The sequence below is a fragment of the Streptococcus sp. FDAARGOS_520 genome (assembly GCF_003812685.1).
GTDB classification, from domain to species: Bacteria; Bacillota; Bacilli; order Lactobacillales; family Streptococcaceae; genus Streptococcus; species Streptococcus agalactiae.
In genome coordinates this window covers 1,115,309-1,140,817 of record NZ_CP033810.1, presented here as the reverse complement: position 1 = coordinate 1,140,817, position 25,509 = coordinate 1,115,309, and the positions used below count along the sequence as shown (strand labels likewise).

Genomic DNA, 25,509 nt, shown 5'->3' with positions numbered 1-25,509 from the left:
AAAACGCAAAAATAGATTCACATTGCCCCTTCTATCAACTTAAGCCAGAAAACTTAGTAGATACCTCATCGAGATAATTTCTCAACTGATCCCTCATAAAATATATTCGAAAAAAACAGGGAGATAAATAAAAAATCTATCCTAGAATAAGATAGATTTTTTTATTTAACGTTTGCGAAGCAAGCCTACTAAGCTAACTAATAGGAAAATGCCAATAAAAATCATCGTTATTGTTGCACTAGCAGGTGTCTCCCAATAATACGAAAGGAAAATACCAGCTACCATTCCCACAAATCCAATTAACATACCCAGAAAAATAACAGTTTTAAAATTTCGACCTAACCGCATAGCAATACTAGCTGGTAAAACCATAATAGTTGACACCAATAGAGCACCTGCGGCAGGAATTGTTAATGCAATAGCAATACCTGTAACAACATTGAACAAAATAGACATTGTACGCACAGGCAATCCATCTACAAAAGCTGTATCCTCATCAAACGTTAATATATACATTGGTCTAATAAATAGGATGGTTAAAATAAAAGTGATTAATGCAATAACAAACAAAGCAATCACTTGTTCCTTCCCAATAGTAATAATAGAACCAAATAAATACTGTTCAAGACTGACATTACCAACATTATGAGCTTTACTCATAACGATTAAAGATATAGCCAACCCCATCGACATCAGGATAGCAGTTGATATTTCCATATAATGTTTGTATACAGTACGCAAATACTCTAATACAACTGCCGCCAAAGTAACAACGAAAATAGTTGACCATGTAGGCGAGATACCTAAAACAACGCCTAATGCAACACCGGCTAAGGAAACGTGACTCAAAGTATCACTCATCAAACTCTGACGACGTAAAATTAGGAAGATGCCTAAAATTGGAGCAAAAATACTAATAGCCACAACTGCTAAGAGCGCTCGTTGCATAAAATCATAGGAAAGCATATCAAGTAGCATCTGATTCAACCTCCATTTCGTTTGTATGGACATTGAAACAACGCCATGGTAAAGATTGGTTCCTAACAAGATGAATATTTCGGTCAGCATACCCCTTTACTTCATCAGGATCGTGAGTAATCATCAAAACAGACTTACCATGCTTATGAGCATTATGATGCATTAACTCATAAAATTTCTCAGTAGTCCCTGCGTCCATACCAGTTGTTGGCTCATCCAATACAAAAATATCTGGATCAGAAGCAAACATCCTAGCAATGACAGCCCTCTGCTTTTGACCGCCAGATAAACTTCCTATCTTTTTATGGCGATTATCCCACATACCAACAGCTTCTAAACTAACCCTAATATGTTCTTCATCATGTTTAGTCAGTCTTCTAAACCAACCATTTCTAGGGTATCGTCCAGATTTCACAAATTCATAAACTGACGATGGAAAGCCAGCGTTAAAACTTGCAATCTGTTGAGGTAAATAGGCAATACGTAATTTTTTTCCTTCTTTGTTTTCTTTAGAGATATTAACTGTACCCACTTTGGGCGTTAAAATACCTAAAGTAGCCTTTATTAAAGTTGATTTAGCAGCCCCATTTTCACCTGTTAAGGTAACAAACTCCCCACTGTCTAAATGGTAATTAACCCCTTCCAGCACAGGATCGCTATCGTACTGAAAAGTAAGACCACTAACTGTAATATATCGCATGATTACCCTTCTAATTCTCTAGAGAAAAGATCAAGAAAACGTTCTAAAACGACCTTTTCGTCCTTTGAAAAATGATTTACTAATCTTCCGTAAACCCCTAACGTATTGTCATGATGATGTGTGTGTTCATCTGCAATGGGTTTAGCAAGTTCAGATAACTCAAAATAAGTAATACGAGCATCTTTAGAATCTTTATTCGCTTTCAACATATCCTGAGAAATTAAACTTTTTACTGCTTTAGTTACAGCTGCCTGACTAATATTTAACTTCTTAGCTAAATCAGAATTTGTCAACTGCTCTTGTGATAAAAGCATCAGAATGTGTTCTTGCGTATTAGTCAATTTAACATCACTTTGACAAGTACCAAACAATAATTCATGTTGATTTTCTGCTTTAAGCAAGATTTGACTCACTAAATGGTCTAATTTTTGTTCTAAAACTGTCATATATACCTCTTTTTTGTTAACCAGTAAATTATATCACGAAGATATAGAAGAATCAATCATAGATAGGTGAAGAAGATAAAACCTTTTATCTCAACAACCTAACTTTATAAACTTCTTTGCAAAAACCTTTCATACTATTAAAAACACGATCAGCTTTTTTCTCTGTAGAACACATTGAAAAAACAGTTGGTCCACTTCCTGTCATTAATGCAACATCGGCTCCAGAATTTAACATACGTTCTTTTATTGTACTTATAACTGGATTTTTAGTAATTGTAATATCCTCGAGTGAATTTCCCATAGATTTGACCATTAACTGATAATCTGATGACAAAATAGCAGACTTTAATAAATCAATATCAACTCTACTTATAGACTTACAATCAATATCTCTAAAAATGGATTTAGTTGAAATACCAAAATCCGGCTTAACCAGAACTATCCAACATGGTCTCAATGTCGGTAAGGGTTTAACAATTTCACCTTTACCTAATACTAACGAACATCCCCCACCAAGACAATAAGGAACATCACTACCAATTTTAAAACCAATAGCAACCATTTCGTCATAGTCCATTTGAAGATTCCATAATCGATTAAGAGCTCTTATTGTAGCAGCAGCATCAGTAGAACCACCCCCCAGTCCTGCACAGACAGGAATGGATTTTTCTAATCTAATATGAACACCTTTATTAATACCATATTGATTTTTGATTATATCTGCAGCTTTAAACACATCATTATCATTATTTAAAGGCATTTTGCTACTATCAGAATCGATAACAATACAATCTTCCTTTAGCTCAGAAATGGTAACGTAGTCATTAAGATCAATACTAACCATAATCATAGCTAATTCATGATAACCATCGTCACATCGTCCTTTAATATCTAATCCTAAATTAAGTTTGGCAGGAGCTTTCTCAAAAATTTTCATAAAACCTCCCTAATAAAATATAGAATATCCATATTATAACATAACAAATGACAAATTCGGACAATTAAGATGTTAGCCAATCTTAAGGATAATAATTCCAATAAAAAAAGGCTAACCAAAGTTAGTCTCCCTTTATCTACTCCGCCAGTAGGACTCGAACCTACGACATCATGATTAACAGTCATGCGCTACTACCAACTGAGCTATGGCGGATTATAGCTAAGCGACTACCTTATCTCACAGGGGGCAACCCCCAACTACTTCCGGCGTTCTAGGGCTTAACTTCTGTGTTCGGCATGAGAACAGGTGTATCTCCTAGGCAATTATCACTTAACTATTGAGCCTTATTCACTCAAAATTGAATATCTATAGTCTAACAAGAAACCGTAACGTTGTCAATATCTCTTTTTGGATAAGTCCTCGAGCTATTAGTATTAGTCCGCTAAATGTGTCACCACAATTACACTCCTAACCTATCTACCTGATCATCTCTCAGGGCTCTTACTGATATAAAATCATGGGAAATCTCATCTTGAGGTGGGCTTCGCACTTAGATGCTTTCAGCGCTTATCCCTTCCCTACATAGCTACCCAGCGATGCCTTTGGCAAGACAACTGGTACACCAGCGGTAAGTCCACTCTGGTCCTCTCGTACTAGGAGCAGATCCTCTCAAATTTCCTACGCCCGCGACGGATAGGGACCGAACTGTCTCACGACGTTCTGAACCCAGCTCGCGTGCCGCTTTAATGGGCGAACAGCCCAACCCTTGGGACCGACTACAGCCCCAGGATGCGACGAGCCGACATCGAGGTGCCAAACCTCCCCGTCGATGTGAACTCTTGGGGAGATAAGCCTGTTATCCCCAGGGTAGCTTTTATCCGTTGAGCGATGGCCCTTCCATACGGAACCACCGGATCACTAAGCCCGACTTTCGTCCCTGCTCGAGTTGTAGCTCTCGCAGTCAAGCTCCCTTATACCTTTACACTCTACGACTGATTTCCAACCAGTCTGAGGGAACCTTTGGGCGCCTCCGTTACCTTTTAGGAGGCGACCGCCCCAGTCAAACTGCCCGTCAGACACTGTCTCCGATAGGGATTGCCTATCTGGGTTAGAGTAGCCATAACACAAGGGTAGTATCCCAACAACGCCTCAAACGAAACTGGCGTCCCGTTATCATAGGCTCCTACCTATCCTGTACATGTGGTACAGATACTCAATATCAAACTGCAGTAAAGCTCCATGGGGTCTTTCCGTCCTGTCGCGGGTAACCTGCATCTTCACAGGTACTAAAATTTCACCGAGTCTCTCGTTGAGACAGTGCCCAAATCATTACGCCTTTCGTGCGGGTCGGAACTTACCCGACAAGGAATTTCGCTACCTTAGGACCGTTATAGTTACGGCCGCCGTTTACTGGGGCTTCAATTCATACCTTCGCTTACGCTAAGCACTCCTCTTAACCTTCCAGCACCGGGCAGGCGTCACCCCCTATACATCATCTTACGATTTAGCAGAGAGCTGTGTTTTGATAAACAGTTGCTTGGGCCTATTCACTGCGGCTGATCTAAAATCAGCGCCCCTTCTCCCGAAGTTACGGGGCCATTTTGCCGAGTTCCTTAACGAGAGTTCTCTCGCTCACCTGAGGCTACTCGCCTCGACTACCTGTGTCGGTTTGCGGTACGGGTAGAGTATATGTATCGCTAGAAGCTTTTCTTGGCAGTGTGACATCACTAACTTCGCTACTAAACTTCGCTCCTCGTCACAGCTCAATGTTAAAGATATAAGCATTTGACTCATATCACACCTCACTGTTTGACCAGACACTTCCAATCGTCTGGTTTAGTTAGCCTACTGCGTCCCTCCATCACTATATACTCTAGTACAGGAATATCAACCTGTTGTCCATCGGATACACCTTTCGGTCTCTCCTTAGGTCCCGACTAACCCAGGGCGGACGAGCCTTCCCCTGGAAACCTTAGTCTTACGGTGGACAGGATTCTCACCTGTCTTGCGCTACTCATACCGGCATTCTCACTTCTATGCGTTCCAGCGCTCCTCACGGTACACCTTCTTCACACATAGAACGCTCTCCTACCATGACACTTTTGTGTCATCCACAGCTTCGGTAATATGTTTTAGCCCCGGTACATTTTCGGCGCAGGGTCACTCGACTAGTGAGCTATTACGCACTCTTTGAATGAATAGCTGCTTCTAAGCTAACATCCTAGTTGTCTGTGCAACCCCACATCCTTTTCCACTTAACATATATTTTGGGACCTTAGCTGGTGGTCTGGGCTGTTTCCCTTTCGACTACGGATCTTAGCACTCGCAGTCTGACTGCCGATTATATCTCGTTGGCATTCGGAGTTTATCTGAGATTGGTAATCCGGGATGGACCCCTCACCCAAACAGTGCTCTACCTCCAAGAGACTTAACATCGACGCTAGCCCTAAAGCTATTTCGGAGAGAACCAGCTATCTCCAAGTTCGTTTGGAATTTCTCCGCTACCCACAAGTCATCCAAGCACTTTTCAACGTGCCCTGGTTCGGTCCTCCAGTGAGTTTTACCTCACCTTCAACCTGCTCATGGGTAGGTCACATGGTTTCGGGTCTACAACATGATACTATGACGCCCTATTAAGACTCGGTTTCCCTACGGCTCCGTCTCTTCAACTTAACCTCGCATCATATCGTAACTCGCCGGTTCATTCTACAAAAGGCACGCTCTCACCCATTAACGGGCTCGAACTTGTTGTAGGCACACGGTTTCAGGTTCTATTTCACTCCCCTCCCGGGGTGCTTTTCACCTTTCCCTCACGGTACTGGTTCACTATCGGTCACTAGAGAGTATTTAGGGTTGGGAGATGGTCCTCCCAGATTCCGACGAAATTTCGCGTGTCTCGCCGTACTCAGGATACTGCTAAGGTTAATCTATCATTTTAAATACGAGGCTGTTACTCTCTTTGGCTTACCTTCCCAGGTAATTCTTCTATAATGATTAATCCTATATCGCAGTCCTACAACCCCGAAGTGTAAACACTTCGGTTTGCCCTCCTGCCGTTTCGCTCGCCGCTACTAAGGCAATCGCTTTTGCTTTCTCTTCCTGCAGCTACTTAGATGTTTCAGTTCACTGCGTCTTCCTTCTCATATCCTTAACAGATATGGATACTAGTCATTAACTAGTGGGTTCCCCCATTCGGACATCTCTGGATCAGCGCTTACTTACAGCTCCCCAAAGCATTTCGTCGTTAGTCACGTCCTTCTTCGGCTTCTAGTGCCAAGGCATCCACCGTGCGCCCTTATTAACTTAACCTTATTAACCTAGTTTCTTTAAACTAGAAAACTCATTAAATATTCACAGCGTTTTCGGTTTATTTTCTTGTTACTTTCTACAATCTATTTCTAGATCGTGGAATTTGATATAGATATTCAATTTTCAATGAACAATTTGAACCTTTCGATTCAATGGAGCCTAGCGGGATCGAACCGCTGACCTCCTGCGTGCAAAGCAGGCGCTCTCCCAGCTGAGCTAAGGCCCCACAAGACCTCTCAAAACTAAACAAGACGCAAATGGCAGGTTTCCTTATCCTTAGAAAGGAGGTGATCCAGCCGCACCTTCCGATACGGCTACCTTGTTACGACTTCACCCCAATCATCTATCCCACCTTAGGCGGCTGGCTCCTAAAGGTTACCTCACCGACTTCGGGTGTTACAAACTCTCGTGGTGTGACGGGCGGTGTGTACAAGGCCCGGGAACGTATTCACCGCGGCGTGCTGATCCGCGATTACTAGCGATTCCGACTTCATGTAGGCGAGTTGCAGCCTACAATCCGAACTGAGATTGGCTTTAAGAGATTAGCTTGCCGTCACCGGCTTGCGACTCGTTGTACCAACCATTGTAGCACGTGTGTAGCCCAGGTCATAAGGGGCATGATGATTTGACGTCATCCCCACCTTCCTCCGGTTTATTACCGGCAGTCTCGCTAGAGTGCCCAACTTAATGATGGCAACTAACAATAGGGGTTGCGCTCGTTGCGGGACTTAACCCAACATCTCACGACACGAGCTGACGACAACCATGCACCACCTGTCACTTCTGCTCCGAAGAGAAAGCCTATCTCTAGGCCGGTCAGAAGGATGTCAAGACCTGGTAAGGTTCTTCGCGTTGCTTCGAATTAAACCACATGCTCCACCGCTTGTGCGGGCCCCCGTCAATTCCTTTGAGTTTCAACCTTGCGGTCGTACTCCCCAGGCGGAGTGCTTAATGCGTTAGCTGCGGCACTAAGCCCCGGAAAGGGCCTAACACCTAGCACTCATCGTTTACGGCGTGGACTACCAGGGTATCTAATCCTGTTTGCTCCCCACGCTTTCGAGCCTCAGCGTCAGTTACAGACCAGAGAGCCGCTTTCGCCACCGGTGTTCCTCCATATATCTACGCATTTCACCGCTACACATGGAATTCCACTCTCCCCTTCTGCACTCAAGTCCTCCAGTTTCCAAAGCGTACAATGGTTAAGCCACTGCCTTTAACTTCAGACTTAAAGAACCGCCTGCGCTCGCTTTACGCCCAATAAATCCGGACAACGCTCGGGACCTACGTATTACCGCGGCTGCTGGCACGTAGTTAGCCGTCCCTTTCTGGTTAGTTACCGTCACTTGGTAGATTTCCACTCCTACCAACGTTCTTCTCTAACAACAGAGCTTTACGATCCGAAAACCTTCTTCACTCACGCGGCGTTGCTCGGTCAGACTTCCGTCCATTGCCGAAGATTCCCTACTGCTGCCTCCCGTAGGAGTCTGGGCCGTGTCTCAGTCCCAGTGTGGCCGATCACCCTCTCAGGTCGGCTATGTATCGTCGCCTTGGTGAGCCTTTACCTCACCAACTAGCTAATACAACGCAGGTCCATCTCACAGTGAAGCAATTGCTCCTTTTAAATAACTAACATGTGTTAATTACTCTTATGCGGTATTAGCTATCGTTTCCAATAGTTATCCCCCGCTATGAGGCAGGTTACCTACGCGTTACTCACCCGTTCGCAACTCATCAGTCTAGTGTAAACACCAAACCTCAGCGTTCTACTTGCATGTATTAGGCACGCCGCCAGCGTTCGTCCTGAGCCAGGATCAAACTCTCATTAAAAGTTTGAGCTTTGCTCTTTTCTGTCTCGCTGACAGATTTATTGTTTTTTGTCATTGACGGATTTACAATGTAAATCCACCCTGCACATTCGTTCGTCTTGTTCAGTTTTCAAAGGTCTTTGCCTCTCTTGAGACAACTTCTATATTCTAGCAAACTTATTCTGCTTTGTCAACTACTTTTTTTAAGTTGTTAACTACGCGCTAATAGAAACTGCTCTCTCGAGACAACTTATTTAGTTTACTACATCATCTCTTACTTTGTCAACTCTTTTTTCATACTTTTTCTACATTTTCTGAAAAAAGTTTCCTGTTGGCTAACACCAATAACATAGAGTTTAAAATTCCATACCTAAATTTATTTTATTAGTAAAAAAATAAAAGATGGGCTAGCCATCTTTTATAATATTTGTTTTTTATATTCTTCAGCTTCTTGGGGTGTAGATAAAACAAAATGACCAGGGGTAATCTCGTGCATTTGACGTTCTTGTCCGTCTTGCTCAATAGCTGGATTATACGGCTGGTGAACACGTTGACGTTCACTCTCCGGATCTGGTTCTGGAATAGCTGATAATAGACTCTTCGTATAAGGGTGGATTGGATTGTTATAAACATCATCAGATGTTCCAACTTCTAACAGTTTCCCCCAATGCATAACACCGATACGATCTGAAATGTATTTTACCATAGACAAATCATGTGCGATAAACAAATAAGTCAATCCTTGTTCTCTTTGCAATTTTTGCATTAAATTAACAACTTGTGCTTGGATTGAAACATCTAAGGCAGATATTGGTTCATCAGCAATGATAAATTTAGGCTCTACTGCTAAAGCACGTGCAATCCCGATACGTTGTCGTTGTCCACCTGAAAATTCATGCGGATAACGTGTTAAATGATCTTTATTTAACCCTACAAGATCTAATAGGGCCTGAACTTTACTATCACGATCTGATTTTGATTTAGCTAATTTATGTATATCTAAACCTTCTGCTACGATATCACGAATCTTCATACGGCCGTTTAAGCTAGCCTGAGGATCCTGAAAAATCATCTGAGCGTCTTTACGAAAACTATGTAATGCTTTACCTTTCAGATGTGAGATCACTTCTCCATTAAAGGTAATTTCTCCATCAGAAATATCATAAAGTTTTAAAATTGAACGTCCAACGGTTGTCTTTCCTGATCCAGATTCCCCAACTAATCCAAACACTTCACCTTCATAAATGTCAAAACTAACATTATCAATTGCTCTCACTTCATTAGCTTTTCCTTTATTGAAGGTCAAAGAAACATTTTTGACTTCAACTAATTTTTTTCGATTTTCAGTCATTAGGCTTTCCTCCCTTCAATCTCGTTCCATTTTTCCCAACGTTTTTGGATCGGTAATGGAGGAAGCACCTTAGGTGATCTTTCATCTAAAAGCCATGTAGCAGCGAAATGTGTTTCTGAAACTTTGAAGTACGGTGGTTCTTCTTCATGATCAATATCTAATGCAAATTCATTACGAGCTGCAAATGCATCTCCTTTAGGTGGGTTCAACAAATCTGGTGGTGTTCCCGGAATTGACTCTAAACTACCTGATTCTGTGTCGGTTGTCGGCATTGAATTCAATAATCCCCAAGTATATGGATGTTGTGGATTATAAAAGACTTCATCAACAGTTCCAAATTCAACAATTTTCCCTGCATACATAACTGCTACACGGTCTGCCATCCCTGCAACGACCCCTAAGTCATGAGTTATGAAAACAATGGAGGAGTCTCGTTCTGCTTGAATTTTTTTCATTAAGTTCAAAATTTGTGCTTGAATTGTTACATCTAAAGCAGTCGTTGGTTCATCAGCAATAAGAATTTCAGGATCAGCAGCTAAAGCAATCGCTATAACCGCACGTTGGCGCATTCCTCCAGACCACTGATGTGGGTAATCATTAATATGCTCTTCAGCATTTGGGATACCTACATCTTTCATTAGCTCAAGAGCTAATTTTAAAGCATCCTTTTTTGAAATTTTTTGATGAATCATCATTGGTTCTGCTATTTGCATGCCAATTTTCATCGTTGGATCCAAACTAGTCATAGGGTCTTGGAAAATCATAGAAATCTCATTCCCGCGTACCTTAGTCCACTCTTCTTCTGATAGTTCAACAAGGTTACGCCCCTTAAATTGAACATTCCCTGATATCTCTGAATTTTTAGCATTTAAACCAATTAAAGTTCTGGTAGTTACAGATTTTCCTGAACCAGATTCACCAACGATTGCAAGAGTCTCACCTTTTTTTAATTCAAAGTTGACATCACGAATTGCTTTTACTTCTCCAGCATATGTGTGGAAGTCAACATGAAGATTATTAACACTTAAAATAGTTTCTTTTTCCATGATTATACCTCCTTATTCATCGCTAGATTTTGGATCAAAAGCATCTCGCAACCCATCACCAAGCAAAATAAATGCCAATGAAATCATTACCAATGCTAAAGCTGGCAAGATAACTTGATATGGATAATATTGTAAATTTTCTTGTGCATCTGAAATCAATGATCCTAATGAAGCTGTCGGTGGTTTAACACCTAAATTGATTGCTGAAAGTACCGCTTCATACATAATAGCACTTGGGATTGTCATCATAATTTGTACAATGATAATACCAGAAATGTTAGGTAAAATATGTTTGAAGGCTATTTTAATTGGACTTTCCCCAAGTGAACGTGCAGCAAGCACAAACTCTCTTTCTCGATATGATAGGGTTAAATTCCTTACCTGACGAGACATAGAAGTCCATCCGGTAAAAGCAATAGAGATAATAATAGCCGTAATACCGTTACCAAGGACCAAACCTAACATTGTAACGATAACTAAGTTTGGAATTGATGAAATTACCTCTACGATACGTTGCATTAATGTATCAAGGCGTCCTCCAGCAAAACCTGAAACAAGACCGTATGTAACACCGATAATTAAATCAATGAATGTAGCTGCAATAGCTACAAGTAAGGAAATCCGAATACCTACGATGATGCGCTTAGCAACACTTCTCCCTAGAGAATCTGTACCTAAAGCATACTTAACTTTTTCAGGGACATTTTGAGACTTATAAGCGTCTGTAGATTCTGTATTTCCAGCGTACTTAATGCTACCATTCCAAAAAGGAAGGTTTGAACTCAATTTAGGTGGTAAGTTGCGATATGTAGTTACTTTTTTCGAATCAAACCCATTAGCATCCTTCTGAGTTACAAATAAATTTGAGGCTAACGAAAAAGTAAGTAAAAGAGCTAATAAATAGAGTGAAACTACTGCTAATTTGTTTTTTTTCAAGCGACGCCACGCATCTTGCATAAACGAAAGAGCAGGCTTTTCAATTTTTTCTTGTGTGCTAGAAGATCCTGCACCTACAAGTTTAAATGTTCTGTTTTTATCTGCCATAACATCTCCTTACTGCAAGCGAACACGTGGGTCTACGATACTAATAACAACGTCTGTTATCAAGATAGCAACCATCAACATTACTGCATAAACAATGGTTGTCCCCATAATAACAGGATAGTCTTTTGTTGGAATCGAAGTAACAAACTGCTGCCCAATTCCTGGAATCGAGAAAATCTGCTCAATTAGTGCAGAACCAGTTAACAGACCCGCCGCCAAAGGGCCAATTAGAGTTAAAATTGGAATCATAGAATTACGGTAAGCATGTTTTCGAGTTACTTGACGAATTGTCATACCTTTTGAACGAGCTAGTTGCACATAATCAGAATTTAAAGTTTCAATCATTTCACTACGGAAGAAGCGTGAAACAGATGCTAATGTAGGGAGTCCTAGAGCTAAAGAAGGTAAAATGGTTTGAGAGAAAGTCCCCCAACCTGATAAAGGCAACAAGTTCCACTTAAATCCAAAATAGTCTAATAATAAGATACCAATGATAAATGAAGGCATAGAAATCCCTAGCGTTGCAATAACACTTAAGATACCATCGACTTTATCATTCTTATGACGTGCCGAAATAGCTCCTACCAAAATACCGCCTAAAACACCAAATACGAGAGCCTGAACACCTAGATGTACTGAAACTCCTAATCTCAAGCTAATCATACGTGATACTGGCTGATTCACTGATTGATAACTCGTTCCAAAGTCACCATGAAGTACATTCCAAAGGTAAGTCAAATATTGTTGCCATACAGGCTTGTCTAAACCATACTGTTTATTAAGCAATGCGATCATTTCTTCAGTGAGTTTTGGATTATTGTAGGGTGTTCCTGGAAGGATCTGCATCAGAAAGAACGATAGGGTTATGACAACCCATAGCGTTACTAACAAAATAGCAACACGCTTTAAAATATATTTAATCATATCATTTCCTTTTCTTAGAATTGCTAAAAATAGCAAACTCTTTCACTTTCTTTACTTAACCAAAAGCAAGAACTGGCAATTACCAATTCTTGCAAAGGTTTAGTGTAAAGTAATTTAATTATTTTTTATAAGCATGTGTAAAGTCTATTGACAAACCTGTAGTATTACGAATAACACCTTTTAATTTTGGATTTTGTAAACCTTTACCACTACGGAAGTAGAGTGGGTTATAAGCACCTTGCTCAAATAAAATTTTCTCTGCTTCTTTATAGTCCTTCGCTGATTCTGCTGGTTTCATCGCATCTTCAGAAATTGCCTTGTTATAAGCAGCATCATAGTCCTTGTTAGCAAATTTTCCATCGTTATTTTGTGAATCTGACTTAAAGAGGCCGTAGAAAGTTGATCCTTCTGGATAATCCCCACCCCAAAGAGAAACTACGATGTCAAAGTTTTGTTTTCTACTGTCTTCTAAGCGTTGTTTAAAGGTTACAAATTTTTCTTCAACAGTAAGTCCTGGAAGAGCAGCTTCCCAAGTAGACTTGATATAGTCAACAGAGTTTTTGGCAGCAGGAGCATCAGCATCTGCTGTAATTGTTAATTTTAGCTTAGTCAAGCCTGATTCAGCCAAACCTTCTTTAAAGAGTTTTGCTGCTTCAGTTTTATTATATTCATAACCTGGGGCAACATATTTTGCCAAATCAGTTCCATCTGGTGTTTTGGCTAAACCAGTAGGTGCAAAAGCAATTGCCGGTTTTGAGCCTGTATCAACGGCTGCTTGAACAACTCCTTTACGGTTAGTTGCTAAGTTTAAGGCGCGACGAATCTTAACATTATCAAGCCCTTTCACAGAACCAGTAGTATTATATTCCATATAGGCAGTGGTCGCTTCTAGAACATCTGTGACATCTTTATTATTCTTATTAGCTTGATAAATAGCAGAAGTATTTGAGATATTAGCTGCATCTAACTCACCACGTTTATACATTTGAACGGCGGTATCTGGTTTTTTAACAGTCTGGATGCGAACTTCTTTTGTTTTTACATTTTTAGCGTCCCAATAATTTTTGTTTTTCTTCAGCGTGAAAGTACCATTCGAACCATTCCAACCTTCAACAGTATATGGTCCTGAGTAAACTGTATTTTTTGAAGTAGTTGCGTAATCTTTTCCATATTTTTCAACAACTTCTTGTTTTTGTGGCATGAAGTTAGTGAATGCAAGGTAGTAGATAAATTGTGGAGACGGACTAGATAAAGTAATAACAACTTTGTCATCGCCTTCCGCCTTAACACCTAGCTTATTCAAGTCTTTCTCTTGTCCTTCGTTGATTTTATCGGCATTAAGCACATGCCCTTCAACAGCAAGGTAAGCATATTGTGAAGCTGTTTTAGGATCAACTAAACGTTGCCATGAATAAACAAAATCCTTTGCAGTAAGTTTACTGCCATCTGACCACTTCAAGCCTTTACGTAATGTAGCTGTATAAGTTAAGCCATCTTTTGAAACATCTACTTTAGTAGCCAAATCTGGTCTTGTCTTTCCATCTTTATCTAAGCGAAGGAAATTACTACTAGAGTTACCAATAGCTAGATTTGAGTAAGTGTCTGTGACTTTAGATAAATCTAGTGTATTGATTTCTGTTGGAATAGCCCAATTAATCGCTCCATTAGAATCCTGGGAAGCTGATTTACTTCCACATGCAGCAAGAGTCGCAACTGAAGCAAGTGTAAGGACACCAACTCCAACACGGCGCCAGTTATTTTTCTGTTTTGCCATAGCTTTGTTCTCCTAATTCATTTATCTAGTGACTAACATTATACCACAAAAAATTCTTAAGAAAAGACAAAAACGCAAAATTTTCAGATAATTTTTTAACTTTCATTTTTTTACATTTTTTTACATTTTTATAACAAACGTTTTCTTTATTTAATTATCAAAAATAATAATTCCTAGTATGATATAGTGATATGATATAATAGGAGGGACAAAGTTTAAAAAATTTCTAAAGGTGTTATTTTGAAAAAAATTATTACTTCTATTCTATTACTTAGTTGCATTTTTTTTATGCCAACCATCTCTGCTGAATCTTTTAATGCTTCCGCTAAACATGCCTTGGCAGTTGATTTAGATTCAGGAAAAATCTTGTATGAAAAAGATGCTAACAAACCCGCTGCTATTGCTTCCTTGACTAAAATAATGACCGTTTATATGGTCTATAAAGAAATTGATAACGGTAACCTCAAGTGGAATACCAAAGTAAATATATCTGACTACCCTTATCAACTAACACGCGAATCTGATGCTAGTAATGTTCCTTTAGAAAAAAGGCGCTATACTGTTAAACAGCTCGTGGACGCTGCCATGATTTCTAGTGCTAACAGTGCAGCCATTGCTTTGGCTGAACATATTTCAGGAACCGAAAGTAAATTTGTTGATAAAATGACTGCTCAATTGGAAAAGTGGGGAATTCATGATAGCCACCTAGTCAATGCTTCTGGCTTAAATAATAGTATGTTAGGCAATCACATTTATCCAAAATCGTCACAAAACGACGAAAATAAAATGAGTGCACGTGATATTGCTATTGTTGCCTACCATTTGGTCAACGAATATCCTTCCATTCTTAAGATTACTAGTAAGTCCGTTGCTAAATTTGATAAAGATATTATGCATTCTTATAACTACATGCTACCAGATATGCCTGTCTTTAGACCAGGTATTACAGGTTTGAAAACTGGGACAACGGAATTAGCTGGCCAATCTTTTATTGCTACATCTACTGAAAGTGGAATGAGACTACTCACTGTTATTATGCATGCTGATAAGGCCGATAAAGACAAATATGCTCGCTTTACAGCAACTAACTCTCTCTTGAACTATATCACAAACACCTACGAACCTAACCTTGTATTAGCTAAAGGAGCTGCATATAAAGGTAAAGAAGCAAGTGTGAGAGACGGAAAAGAACAATCGGTCATCGCTGTTGCTAAAAACGATTTGAAAGTAGTACAGAAGAAAAATATCACTAAACAAAATCAGTTAAAAATTAACTTTAAAAAAGAGCTTACTGCTCCTATTACAAAAAAAGAGAACCTAGGGAAAGCTTATTACGTTGACCTTAATAAGGTTGGAAAAGGCTATCTCATAAAGGAACCTAGCGTTCATTTAGTGGCAAAAGATAGTATTGAGCGCAGTTTCTTCCTCAAAGTGTGGTGGAATCATTTTGTGCGCTACGTTAACGAAAAACTTTAATAGTAATCTCCCTTTGACACAAGGAGTTGCTGCACAGCAGTTTCTTTAGCTAGGTTTAGGAGAATATATAAAATTAAAAATCACTAATGAAATGTCTTTTTTATTAGTGATTTTTTGTTATAATATTAATAAAAAGTTTTCAGGAGTTACCTATGCCTAAATTAATCGTATCTTTCCTCTGCATTTTATTATCCCTGACTTGTGTAAACTCTGTGCAAGCTGAAGAACATAAAGATATTATGCAAATTACCCGAGAAGCCGGATATGATGTTAAAGATATTAATAAACCTAAAGCGTCTATCGTTATTGACAATAAAGGTCATATTTTGTGGGAAGATAACGCTGATTTAGAACGTGATCCCGCTAGCATGTCTAAAATGTTTACTTTATATTTACTATTTGAAGACTTAGCTAAAGGAAAAACAAGCCTCAACACCACAGTGACTGCAACAGAAACAGACCAAGCCATAAGTAAGATTTATGAAATTAGTAATAATAATATTCATGCTGGGGTTGCTTATCCTATTCGTGAACTGATTACTATGACAGCTGTCCCGTCATCTAATGTAGCAACTATTATGATTGCTAACCACTTATCACAAAACAATCCTGACACCTTCATTAAACGAATCAATGAAACCGCCAAGAAACTCGGTATGACAAAAACTCACTTTTATAACCCCAGTGGGGCGGTAGCGAGTGCTTTTAATGGACTTTACTCCCCAAAAGAATACGATAACAATGCTACTAACGTTACGACTGCACGTGATCTATCAATTTTAACCTATCATTTCCTTAAAAAATACCCTGATATACTGAACTATACAAAATATCCTGAAGTCAAGGCCATGGTCGGAACTCCTTATGAAGAAACATTTACAACTTATAACTACTCTACCCCCGGCGCTAAATTTGGATTAGAAGGAGTAGATGGCTTAAAAACTGGTTCTAGCCCTAGCGCTGCTTTTAATGCCTTAGTTACAGCTAAACGCCAGAATACTCGCTTGATAACTGTGGTTTTAGGAGTTGGTGATTGGTCAGACCAAGACGGAGAGTACTATCGTCATCCGTTTGTCAACGCTCTTGTAGAAAAAGGTTTTAAAGACGCTAAAAATATTTCTTCTAAAACTCCTGTATTAAAAGCCGTTAAACCTAAAAAAGAAGTTACTAAAACCAAAACCAAATCTATTCAAGAACAGCCTCAAACAAAAGAACAGTGGTGGACAAAAACAGATCAATTTATTCAATCACATTTTGTATCTATTTTAATTGTTCTGGGCACCATCGCTATCCTTTGTCTTTTAGCTGGGATAGTATTACTTATAAAGCGCTCTAGATAATAACTGTGCTAATATAAAAGCCCCCTTCATCAATAACATAGGGGCTTTTTATTATCTCTTGAAATCTTCAATTAACCAACTGAACCTTCCATTTCATAGGAAATTAAGCGGTTTAACTCTACCGCATATTCCATTGGTAATTCTTTCGTAAAGGGCTCAACAAACCCCATAACAATCATTTCTGTTGCCTCAGCTTCAGATAAACCTCGACTCATCAAGTAGTACAGTTGCTCTTCAGAAATCTTAGACACCTTTGCTTCATGCTCTAAAGCAACCTGTGAATTATGAATCTCATTAAACGGTATGGTATCTGATTTTGAAATATCATCCATCAATATGGTGTCACATTCTATATGTGACACTGATTTTTTGGAATCTTTATTAAATGTCACTTGACCTCGATAATCAACTTTTCCTCCACCCTTAGCAATTGATTTAGAGACAATGGATGAACTAGTATGGGGAGCATTATGAATCATCTTTGCACCCGTATCTTGGTGTTGTCCTTTGTTTGCAAAAGCAATAGACAACATCGTGCCACGTGCTCCTTCACCATCAAGGTAAACCGATGGGTATTTCATTGTTGTTTTAGCACCTAGATTTCCATCTATCCACTCAACTGTTGCATCTTTTTTAGCGGTAGCACGTTTTGTCACTAAATTATAGACATTATCGGACCAATTTTGAATAGTCGTATAGCGCATATAAGCTCCATCAAGTGCAAAAATTTCAACTATAGCTGCATGTAAACTATTTGAAGAATAAGTTGGGGCGGTACAACCTTCAACATAGTGAACACTTGCTCCCTCATCGACAATAATGAGAGTACGTTCAAATTGTCCAGTATTTTCATTATTAATACGGAAGTAAGTTTGAAGTGGAATATCCACCTTAACACCTTTAGGGACATAAATAAATGTTCCACCTGACCATACAGCAGAGTTCAGAGCAGCTAATTTATTATCTGTTGGAGGGACAAGTTTAGCAAAATATTTTTTGAATAGCTCTGGGTACTCTTTAAGTGCAGAGTCAGTATCCGTAAAAACAATACCCAGCTTATCATATTCTTCTTTCATATTATGATAAACCACTTCTGATTCATATTGTGCTGATGCTCCTGCAAGATAAGCTCTTTCAGCTTCTGGAATCCCAATTCTTTCAAAAGTTTCTTTGATTTTTTCTGGAACATCATCCCAATCACGCGCAGGTTTATCAGATGCTTTTTGATAATAAATAATATCATCAAAATCAATATCTGATAAATCTGCTCCCCAGGTCTGCATTGGCATTTTATTAAACGTTTCCAAGGATTTTAGACGAAAGTCCAACATCCACTCAGGTTCACCCTTAGCTGCAGATAACTCACGAATAACAGCCTCATTTAGACCTTTTCCCGTAGAATAAATTGGCTTTACATCGTCATGAAATCCAAATTTATATTCCCCAAGATCTATTGGCTGTGGTTCTACTTTTTCATTTATTTCGGACATACTTATCCTTTCTTTAATATTTAAATTTAAGACATTCTTCTACTAGACTACCTTATGTCAGTAAAAGTTGTTTAAATGTAATTCCTTCAACTATGGTTGTCAGAGTTCTGCCTGATTATCTCTCTCAATAGCCTTTCTTAAAGCATTCCACGAAAGCGTAGCACATTTGATACGTTGTGGAAATTTTGATACCCCAGCTAGAAACTCTGCATCCCCAAGTTTCTCTTGTTTTGGATTTTGATCGCCTTGAACCATTTTGGAGAATACATCAGCAAGCTGCAATGCTTCTTCTTTTGTTTTCCCAATAACTGCATCTGTCATCATGCTTGATGAAGCCGTAGAAATTGTACAACCATTACCAGCAAATGCAATATCTGAAATAATATTTCCATCAAATTTAACAGATAAGGAAATAACATCTCCACATGTAGGATTATTTAACTGCACTTGTTCAACGCCTTCTAAAAATCCATGATGATGAGGGTGTTTTGAATGATCAGCTACCACTGCCATGTAGAGATTATCTAATTTAGAGAGTGCCATTGAAAAACTCCTTAGTTTTTTGGATAGCGTCTACCAATTTGTCGCAATCCTCTTTGGTATTATAGAAATAGAAACTTGCTCGAACCGCCGAATGGATACCAAGATGATTAATAAGGGGTTGTGCACAATGATGACCTGCACGAACAGCCACTCCTTCGTAATCCATTGCAGTTGCCACATCATGTGGGTGTAAACCTTCTAAATTGAAGGCAATAACGCCTACATGAGATTCAGCATCACTAGGTCCGTAAATAGTTAAACCATCGATAGCCTGTAATTTAGGCAACACATAAGAAACTAAACTTTGTTCATATTGATGAATCTCATCCATACCAACATCCGTTAAATAATCTAAAGCTTCTCCAAAAGCGATCGCTCCAGCAATATTAGGCGTTCCAGCTTCAAACTTCCAGGGCAATTCCTTCCATGTTGCACTTTGCTCATAGACAAAATCAATCATTTCACCACCAAATTCGACAGGTGGCATCTTATCTAAAATGCTTTCTTTCCCATAAAGAACACCAATACCAGTAGGACCAAGCATCTTATGGCCAGATAAGGCGAAGAAATCACAATCAAGGTCTTGAACATCAATCGCCATATGTGGCGCTGATTGAGCTCCATCAACAACCATGTATGCCCCAACTTGATGTACACGTTCTGCTATTGCTTTTACTGGTGTAACACAGCCAAGTACATTTGAGATATGTGCCAAACTAACAAATTTAGTTTTAGAGGATAATTTATTATAGAAATCTTCTAAATCTAAAGAACCATCTTTTAGATAGGCATAAACCAATTTAGCGCCAGTTCTCTCGCAAGCTTGTTGCCATGGGATAATATTAGAATGATGCTCCATAATGGAAATAAGTACCTCATCACCTCGTTCTAAAATACTTTCGGCAAACTTAGCTACCCAATTTAATCCTGTTGTGGTGCCACGTGTGAATAAAATTTCTTTACTTAATTTAGCATTTAAAAACTGCCTTGCTTTTTCACGAGCATTCTCGTACTGAGCAGTCGCTCGTTCTGCTAAAGTATGAACACCACGATGGACATTTGCATTGTCGTTTTGGTAGTAGTCTCGCAAAGCTTCTAAAACTTGATTCGGTTTTTGTGTCGTTGCTGCATTATCTAAATAGATAAGCGGCTCATCATTAACTAATTGATTTAAAATTGGGAAATCTTGCTTTAGTTTATAACTATCTAGTAATGTCATATTAACGTTTTTCTAGTTTTGTATCAATAACGGCAATCATTTCATCGCGAACTTCTTTTACTGGTATTTCAGCAATGACTGTTCCTAAAAATCCACGAATAACTAATTGCTCTGCTGTTTTTTGGTTCAAGCCTCGGCTCATCAAATAATATAAATCCTCTGGGTCAACCTGACCAATTGAGGCTGCGTGACCAGCTGTAACATCATTTTCATCAATCAAAAGGATAGGATTAGCATCTGAACGTGCTTTGTCTGATAACATGAGAACTCGGCTTTCTTGTTGGGCGTCTGCTCCCTTTGCACCTTTTATAATATGTCCGATACCATTAAAAGTAAGAGTCCCACGCTCTAAAATAACCCCATGCTGTAAAATATGTCCTACTGAATTACAGCCGTAGTTTGTAACACGCGTATCAATTCCTTGAACTTGACGCCCTGACGAGGCAGCAACTACTTTTAAATTAGCGTGACTTCCATCACCAATTAAATCAGAATCAAAGTCAGCAACAACATTGCCTTCATTCATCACCCCAAGGGCCCAATCTATTGTTGCATCGCTACTGTGACGACCACGACGACTTATAAACGTTGTCACATTTTCTCCGAGGCGATCAATTGAAGCAAATTTAATTTGGCTACCTGCTTGGGCAATTACTTCTACAGAAATATTAGCACTTGTTCGTTCTGTCCCATCACCAATTGACTCAAATCGCTCTAAGTAACTAACTTTTGCATTCTTTCCAACAATAAGAAGGATATGCTTATTAAATGGTACTTTAGACTGACTATCTTGATAAAAAAGACCTTCGATTGGTTGAGTAATTTCAACATTATCTGGAATATAAAGCACTGCACCACTGTTGAAGTAAGCTGTGTGATAGGCAGCAAGTCTATCTTCTTCAAAAGGACGTGCTTTCCCAAAGTAGCGCTCTATGACTTCTGGAATTTCTTCCAAGGCCGAATAGAAATCTGTAAAGACAACGCCTTTCTCTATTAATTCCATAGGAACTTGTTCAAGGACGGTTTGGGTCCCAATTTGAACCAACTTGGGATTGTTTCCTAACTCTGTGAAATCTGGAACGTTAGCTGTATAGTCATTCTCTAAAATGGTTCCATCACCTAAATTCCATCTATGAAATTTTACACGTTCAATTACTGGTAATTCTAGTTCTTCTATTTTTTCAAAAGCCTTTAGTCGTAATTCTTGTAACCAAGTAGGCTCACCTTTGGCTTGTAAAAAATTTAATATAGCTTCTTTAGACATTTGTAACTCCTTTTCTCTTCTAGTTGAAGTGACAAATTAGACTTCTTCTTTATACTCTAAACCAAGCTCTTCAGCGATTTGAGCATAACCTTCTTTCTCAAGGCGAACCGCTAATTCTGGTCCTCCTGACAATACTACCTTCCCGTCCATCATAACGTGTACTTTATCTGGTGTAATGTAATTCAAAAGGCGTTGATAGTGTGTAATAATCATAGCACCAAAACCTTCACCACGCATTTCATTGACTCCCTTTGATACCACTTTAAGAGCATCAATATCAAGGCCAGAGTCAATCTCATCCAAGAGGGCAAACTTAGGCTCTAACATTAGGAGTTGTAAAATTTCATTGCGCTTCTTCTCACCACCTGAAAAACCTTCGTTAAGATAACGTTCCGCCATTTCTTCTTTCATGCCAAGTAGTTCCATCTTTTCATCTAACTTAGTGATAAATTGGCGGATGGAAATTTTATCATCATCAGCCTTTCCCGCATTCATAGCTGCTCGGATAAATTCAGCATTAGTAATCCCTGGAACCTCTGAAGGGTATTGCATGGCAAGAAATAGACCCAAACGAGCACGTTCATCCACTTCTAGCTCTAAAATATCTTCACCATCAAAAAGAATTTCACCTGCTGTAACTTCATAATTAGGATTTCCCATAATAGCTGCTGAAAGTGTCGACTTCCCAGTACCATTTGGACCCATGATAGCAGCAATTTCTCCTGTTTTCAACGTTAAATTAAGACCTTTTAAAATTTCTTTATCTTCAATAGAAACATGAAGATTTTTGATTTCAAGTACAGACATTGTACACTCCTTTTCTTGGTTAACAGAGAATATGTGATATTTCTCTATGGTTTAAAGAAGATATTATAGGGCACTCACCCGATATTATATTCTAAATAATTATAGCAAAAATGAGGTGTGACTGCTATCTAAATGATTAAAACTAAAAAAGCCTTTTCAGGCTTTTATTTTTGATGCTTATCGCTATATTTAGCAATAACACTTTGTCTGTAATCACTGTTGCCAATGAACTTTAAGAGATTAAATAGTGGTGTCCGATTCTCACCCCAAATATTTAAACCTTCTATAAAAATTTCCATCGCTAATAGTAGCGCCAATAGAAGAAAAATTCCCCCAATACGACTAGAAACATTTAAAAGCAAAGCGATAAGCGAAAAGATAATTGCAATACCATAAACAACTAAAACTGCTCCTCTATGTGTAAATCCCATAGATAGCAATCGGTGATGCAGGTGCATCTTATCAGCTTCAGAAATCTTTTTCCCTGATAATTTACGCCTCACAATAGCAACAGCTGTATCCAAAATAGGAACTCCTAAAATAATGACAGGTGTTATCACTGCAACAGCTGTGGAGTTTTTTAAACCTTGAAGCGATAATACACCAATCATAAATCCTATAAACAAGGCACCAGCATCACCTAGGTAGATAATGGCTGGATGATAATTATAAGGGAAAAAACCAACTATTGAGGCGATTAAAATAACAATAGTTAGCGTGAGAAAAAAATCTATTTTAGGTAAAAAGAAATAAGAAACCACTGCCATCGTTGCTAGACTGATAATTGAAACACCACTAACTAGACCATCTAGACCATCAATCAGATTGATAGCATTAGTGATTGAAATAATCCATAAAACTGTCAAAAAGAAAGTTAAAATAGGACCAAACTCCAAGAGTGGACCACCTATTGGAATCTTAAAACTATCAAATCTAAAATGTGTAAATTTCCATATGATAATAGCTGCAATAATAATTCCCAACATTTTATAACGAGGTCTTAATTCAAAGATGTCATCTATGAATCCTGTTGTTGTAACTACGAGACCGCCAATAATTACAGGCAAAATGTAGTGAAAATAAGAGACTTCTATAAAGTGTCTACTGGCCGCCATTGGCATGAAAAATAATGTTGTTACAACAAAGGAGAGAAATATTGCTAAACCACCACTACTTGGCATTGGTACTTTGTTGATTCTTCGAGCGTTCGGTTTATCAACCGCTCCTACCTTCAAAGATATAACTCGAATAATAGGAGTTAGAATGATTGATAATAAAAATGCTCCAATCAATACAAAAATATACTCAATTGTAAAAGGTATCATTTTATCCCATCTCAATCATTTGTAATTTTGAAATAGCATCATCATGAATCAATTGAATACTATGCTCTTTCAAGTAAGCTCGTGTTTTTGTGCCCACATTAGCATGTTCAAGCATTCGAGCATACATCAAATTAGCAAAGTAGCTTGGTTGGTTTTCCAAGTCTAGCAAAATTGTCATATGATAGCCTTTACCATTTTTATAGAGTTCAGAAGCTTCTATTGGAAAATCAATCGTTTGTGAAAATCGAACTACAGCTTCAATATTATCAAAATCAAAGACATAGTGAACATATCCAATCGTTTCTACTTCCTTTTCAGGTTGTTCTTCAGAAACATTTTCCTCAACTACTTCTTGAGTTGCTTTATCCATCATATTTTCAATTTCTGCTAATTTGGCATGGGCATCCGTATCCCCTTTTTCCAACATCGATTGTTCCAATGTTTTAAAAAAGTCTTCTGGAGACATTTTTGAAATGTCACCCAAATCTGCTAATTCTTCTAAATTTAAATCTTTACTTAATTCAGACTTTGTAACAAAAACATCAATGCGATCTTTTTTAGGTGTTACTCGAAAACTTAACATACCACTATTTTTAAAGTTTTCTGGCAAGTCTAATTCATCCATGACAGAATAGAAAAATTCCTCAGTCTTCTCCTGAGGGATTAGGAAATCTTTCAGCTCCATACCACGATCTTCTAAATCTTCCATACTAATTGTAATTTTCAGTGTTGTTTCACTGATTTGTTTCATTTCCATATCATCACCTCATACGAGTATTCAGTTTTCTTATTATACCGAAAAAGCTATTTTTTAGCAATTTTTCACAGCCTAACACGCTAAAAAGCTGAGGAATACTCAGCTTTTTATGTTATATTTTAGAATAAATGAACAACTAACCAGTAGAGGATGAGTAAACTTCCTAAGACTATACGATACTTACCAAAGATGGTGAAATCGTGTCGTTTGACATAGTCTGTCAAGAAACGAATAACATATAAACTAACTACGAAAGCTGTCAGACTTGCTACTAAAAGTATTAAAGATTGGTCTAAACTCAAGACGTTACCATCTAAAAAGTATTTAACCGCCTTAAGTCCACTATAACCAAACATAGTTGGGATGGCAAGGAAGAAAGTAAAGTCAGCAGCGACCGAACGACTAGTTCCAATAATAATTGCTCCTAAAATAGTAGCTCCAGAACGACTGGTTCCCGGAACAATACTGAGAACCTGGAAGCATCCAATCAAGAAAGCTGTCTTGTAAGACATACTTGCCAATTCGGTTACCTGTGGTTTGAGGTGTGCATTACGTTTTTCAACCCATATGAAGACAAAACCATAAAAGATTAGGGCTATTGCAATCGGGATCATGAAATTAAAATGAGCTTCAAACCAATTATCAAATGGTAAAGCAATTAAAATAGATGGAATACAAGCTATCACTACTTTTAACCATAATTGCCAAGTTAAACGAATTTCTCTAGCAGATTTACCTGGCTGAAATGGGTTAAGGCGTTTAAAATAAATGACAATAACTGCCATAATTGCCCCAAGTTGTATAACAATATTAAACATTTCAACAAAGGATTTGCTTTGGTTCAACTTCATAAACTCTTGAACCAAGATTAAATGGCCAGTACTAGAAACAGGTAACCATTCTGTCACTCCCTCAACGACTCCTAAAAATAGGGCTTTGAGTAATTCAATTATTAACATAATAACTCCATAAAT

At 38.5% G+C, this 25,509-nt stretch carries 19 protein-coding genes, 2 tRNA genes and 3 rRNA genes; 2 read left to right on the top strand and 22 right to left on the bottom strand.

Annotated elements, in window-relative coordinates:
• Positions 1-165: 165 nt before the first annotated feature.
• From EGX96_RS06035 to EGX96_RS05970, 14 genes are all read right to left on the bottom strand, one after another.
• The gene (locus tag EGX96_RS06035; protein WP_000923270.1) at positions 166-978 is read right to left on the bottom strand and encodes a metal ABC transporter permease; all 813 of its coding nucleotides are present in this window, start codon (positions 976-978) and stop codon (positions 166-168) included.
• Positions 968-1,678 carry a metal ABC transporter ATP-binding protein gene (locus tag EGX96_RS06030; protein WP_001269501.1) on the bottom strand — a complete coding sequence of 237 codons (711 nt, stop codon included), beginning with the start codon at positions 1,676-1,678 and terminating at the stop codon, positions 968-970. The genes EGX96_RS06035 and EGX96_RS06030 overlap by 11 nt, the downstream gene beginning before the upstream one ends.
• Positions 1,679-1,680: 2 nt before the next feature.
• Entirely contained in the window at positions 1,681-2,124 is a 444-nt protein-coding gene (locus EGX96_RS06025) for a zinc-dependent MarR family transcriptional regulator (RefSeq protein WP_000217076.1), read from the bottom strand.
• A gap of 85 nt (positions 2,125-2,209) precedes the next feature.
• On the bottom strand, positions 2,210-3,061 hold the full coding sequence (gene ispE, locus EGX96_RS06020; protein WP_000688172.1) for a 4-(cytidine 5'-diphospho)-2-C-methyl-D-erythritol kinase: 852 nt from the start codon (positions 3,059-3,061) through the stop codon (positions 2,210-2,212).
• Between the two features lie 139 nt (positions 3,062-3,200).
• A tRNA-Asn gene (locus EGX96_RS06015) sits at positions 3,201-3,274 on the bottom strand.
• 5 nt (positions 3,275-3,279) lie between these two features.
• A 5S ribosomal RNA gene (gene rrf, locus EGX96_RS06010) occupies positions 3,280-3,395 on the bottom strand.
• 74 nt (positions 3,396-3,469) lie between these two features.
• Positions 3,470-6,370: ribosomal RNA gene (locus EGX96_RS06005) — 23S ribosomal RNA — on the bottom strand.
• A gap of 153 nt (positions 6,371-6,523) precedes the next feature.
• A tRNA-Ala gene (locus tag EGX96_RS06000) sits at positions 6,524-6,596 on the bottom strand.
• Between the two features lie 54 nt (positions 6,597-6,650).
• Positions 6,651-8,197: ribosomal RNA gene (locus EGX96_RS05995) — 16S ribosomal RNA — on the bottom strand.
• The 16S, 23S and 5S rRNA genes sit together here with 2 tRNA genes alongside, the layout of an rRNA operon.
• 396 nt (positions 8,198-8,593) lie before the next feature.
• Positions 8,594-9,526: an ABC transporter ATP-binding protein gene (locus EGX96_RS05990; RefSeq protein ID WP_000138506.1), complete on the bottom strand. Its 933-nt coding sequence runs from the start codon at positions 9,524-9,526 to the stop codon at positions 8,594-8,596.
• A complete protein-coding gene (locus EGX96_RS05985; RefSeq protein ID WP_000410286.1) occupies positions 9,526-10,572 on the bottom strand; it encodes an ABC transporter ATP-binding protein in 1,047 nt (348 codons plus the stop codon). Before EGX96_RS05985 ends, EGX96_RS05990 begins: the two co-directional genes overlap by 1 nt.
• A gap of 12 nt (positions 10,573-10,584) precedes the next feature.
• Complete coding sequence (locus tag EGX96_RS05980) at positions 10,585-11,616, bottom strand: ABC transporter permease (RefSeq protein ID WP_000764052.1); 1,032 nt, start codon at positions 11,614-11,616, stop codon at positions 10,585-10,587.
• A gap of 9 nt (positions 11,617-11,625) precedes the next feature.
• Positions 11,626-12,540, bottom strand: coding sequence for an ABC transporter permease (locus tag EGX96_RS05975; RefSeq protein ID WP_000598965.1), 915 nt, complete (start codon positions 12,538-12,540; stop codon positions 11,626-11,628).
• A 118-nt stretch (positions 12,541-12,658) separates the two neighbouring features.
• On the bottom strand, positions 12,659-14,314 hold the full coding sequence (locus tag EGX96_RS05970; RefSeq protein WP_001118749.1) for a peptide ABC transporter substrate-binding protein: 1,656 nt from the start codon (positions 14,312-14,314) through the stop codon (positions 12,659-12,661).
• A gap of 240 nt (positions 14,315-14,554) precedes the next feature.
• On the opposite strand from EGX96_RS05970, the gene pbp3 reads away from it, so the two are divergent.
• Positions 14,555-15,790 (top strand): D-alanyl-D-alanine carboxypeptidase PBP3, encoded by a 1,236-nt coding sequence (gene pbp3 / locus EGX96_RS05965; protein ID WP_000720940.1) that lies wholly within the window; start codon positions 14,555-14,557, stop codon positions 15,788-15,790.
• Between the two features lie 152 nt (positions 15,791-15,942).
• Positions 15,943-17,130, top strand: a complete 1,188-nt coding sequence (locus tag EGX96_RS05960; protein WP_001125240.1) for a D-alanyl-D-alanine carboxypeptidase family protein — start codon at positions 15,943-15,945, stop codon at positions 17,128-17,130.
• Between the two features lie 71 nt (positions 17,131-17,201).
• On the opposite strand, the gene sufB is transcribed toward EGX96_RS05960, so the two are convergent.
• The 8 genes from sufB to EGX96_RS05920 form a co-directional block, all read right to left on the bottom strand.
• Positions 17,202-18,620, bottom strand: coding sequence for a Fe-S cluster assembly protein SufB (gene sufB, locus EGX96_RS05955; RefSeq protein WP_001289834.1), 1,419 nt, complete (start codon positions 18,618-18,620; stop codon positions 17,202-17,204).
• Between the two features lie 99 nt (positions 18,621-18,719).
• Positions 18,720-19,163 carry a Fe-S cluster assembly sulfur transfer protein SufU gene (gene sufU / locus EGX96_RS05950; protein WP_001218456.1) on the bottom strand — a complete coding sequence of 148 codons (444 nt, stop codon included), beginning with the start codon at positions 19,161-19,163 and terminating at the stop codon, positions 18,720-18,722.
• Positions 19,150-20,382, bottom strand: coding sequence for a cysteine desulfurase (locus tag EGX96_RS05945; protein ID WP_000173341.1), 1,233 nt, complete (start codon positions 20,380-20,382; stop codon positions 19,150-19,152). Before EGX96_RS05945 ends, sufU begins: the two co-directional genes overlap by 14 nt.
• Position 20,383: 1 nt before the next feature.
• Positions 20,384-21,646, bottom strand: a complete 1,263-nt coding sequence (sufD, locus tag EGX96_RS05940) for a Fe-S cluster assembly protein SufD (RefSeq protein ID WP_000031280.1) — start codon at positions 21,644-21,646, stop codon at positions 20,384-20,386.
• A gap of 36 nt (positions 21,647-21,682) precedes the next feature.
• On the bottom strand, positions 21,683-22,453 hold the full coding sequence (sufC, locus tag EGX96_RS05935; protein WP_000114502.1) for a Fe-S cluster assembly ATPase SufC: 771 nt from the start codon (positions 22,451-22,453) through the stop codon (positions 21,683-21,685).
• A 164-nt stretch (positions 22,454-22,617) separates the two neighbouring features.
• Positions 22,618-23,778, bottom strand: a complete 1,161-nt coding sequence (locus tag EGX96_RS05930; RefSeq protein WP_000612108.1) for a glycosyltransferase family 4 protein — start codon at positions 23,776-23,778, stop codon at positions 22,618-22,620.
• Between the two features lies 1 nt (position 23,779).
• Positions 23,780-24,535 carry an adaptor protein MecA gene (gene mecA, locus EGX96_RS05925; protein ID WP_000425371.1) on the bottom strand — a complete coding sequence of 252 codons (756 nt, stop codon included), beginning with the start codon at positions 24,533-24,535 and terminating at the stop codon, positions 23,780-23,782.
• Positions 24,536-24,654: 119 nt separating this feature from the next.
• The gene (locus EGX96_RS05920; RefSeq protein WP_000905327.1) at positions 24,655-25,494 is read right to left on the bottom strand and encodes an undecaprenyl-diphosphate phosphatase; all 840 of its coding nucleotides are present in this window, start codon (positions 25,492-25,494) and stop codon (positions 24,655-24,657) included.
• Between the last annotated feature and the right edge of the window lie 15 nt (positions 25,495-25,509).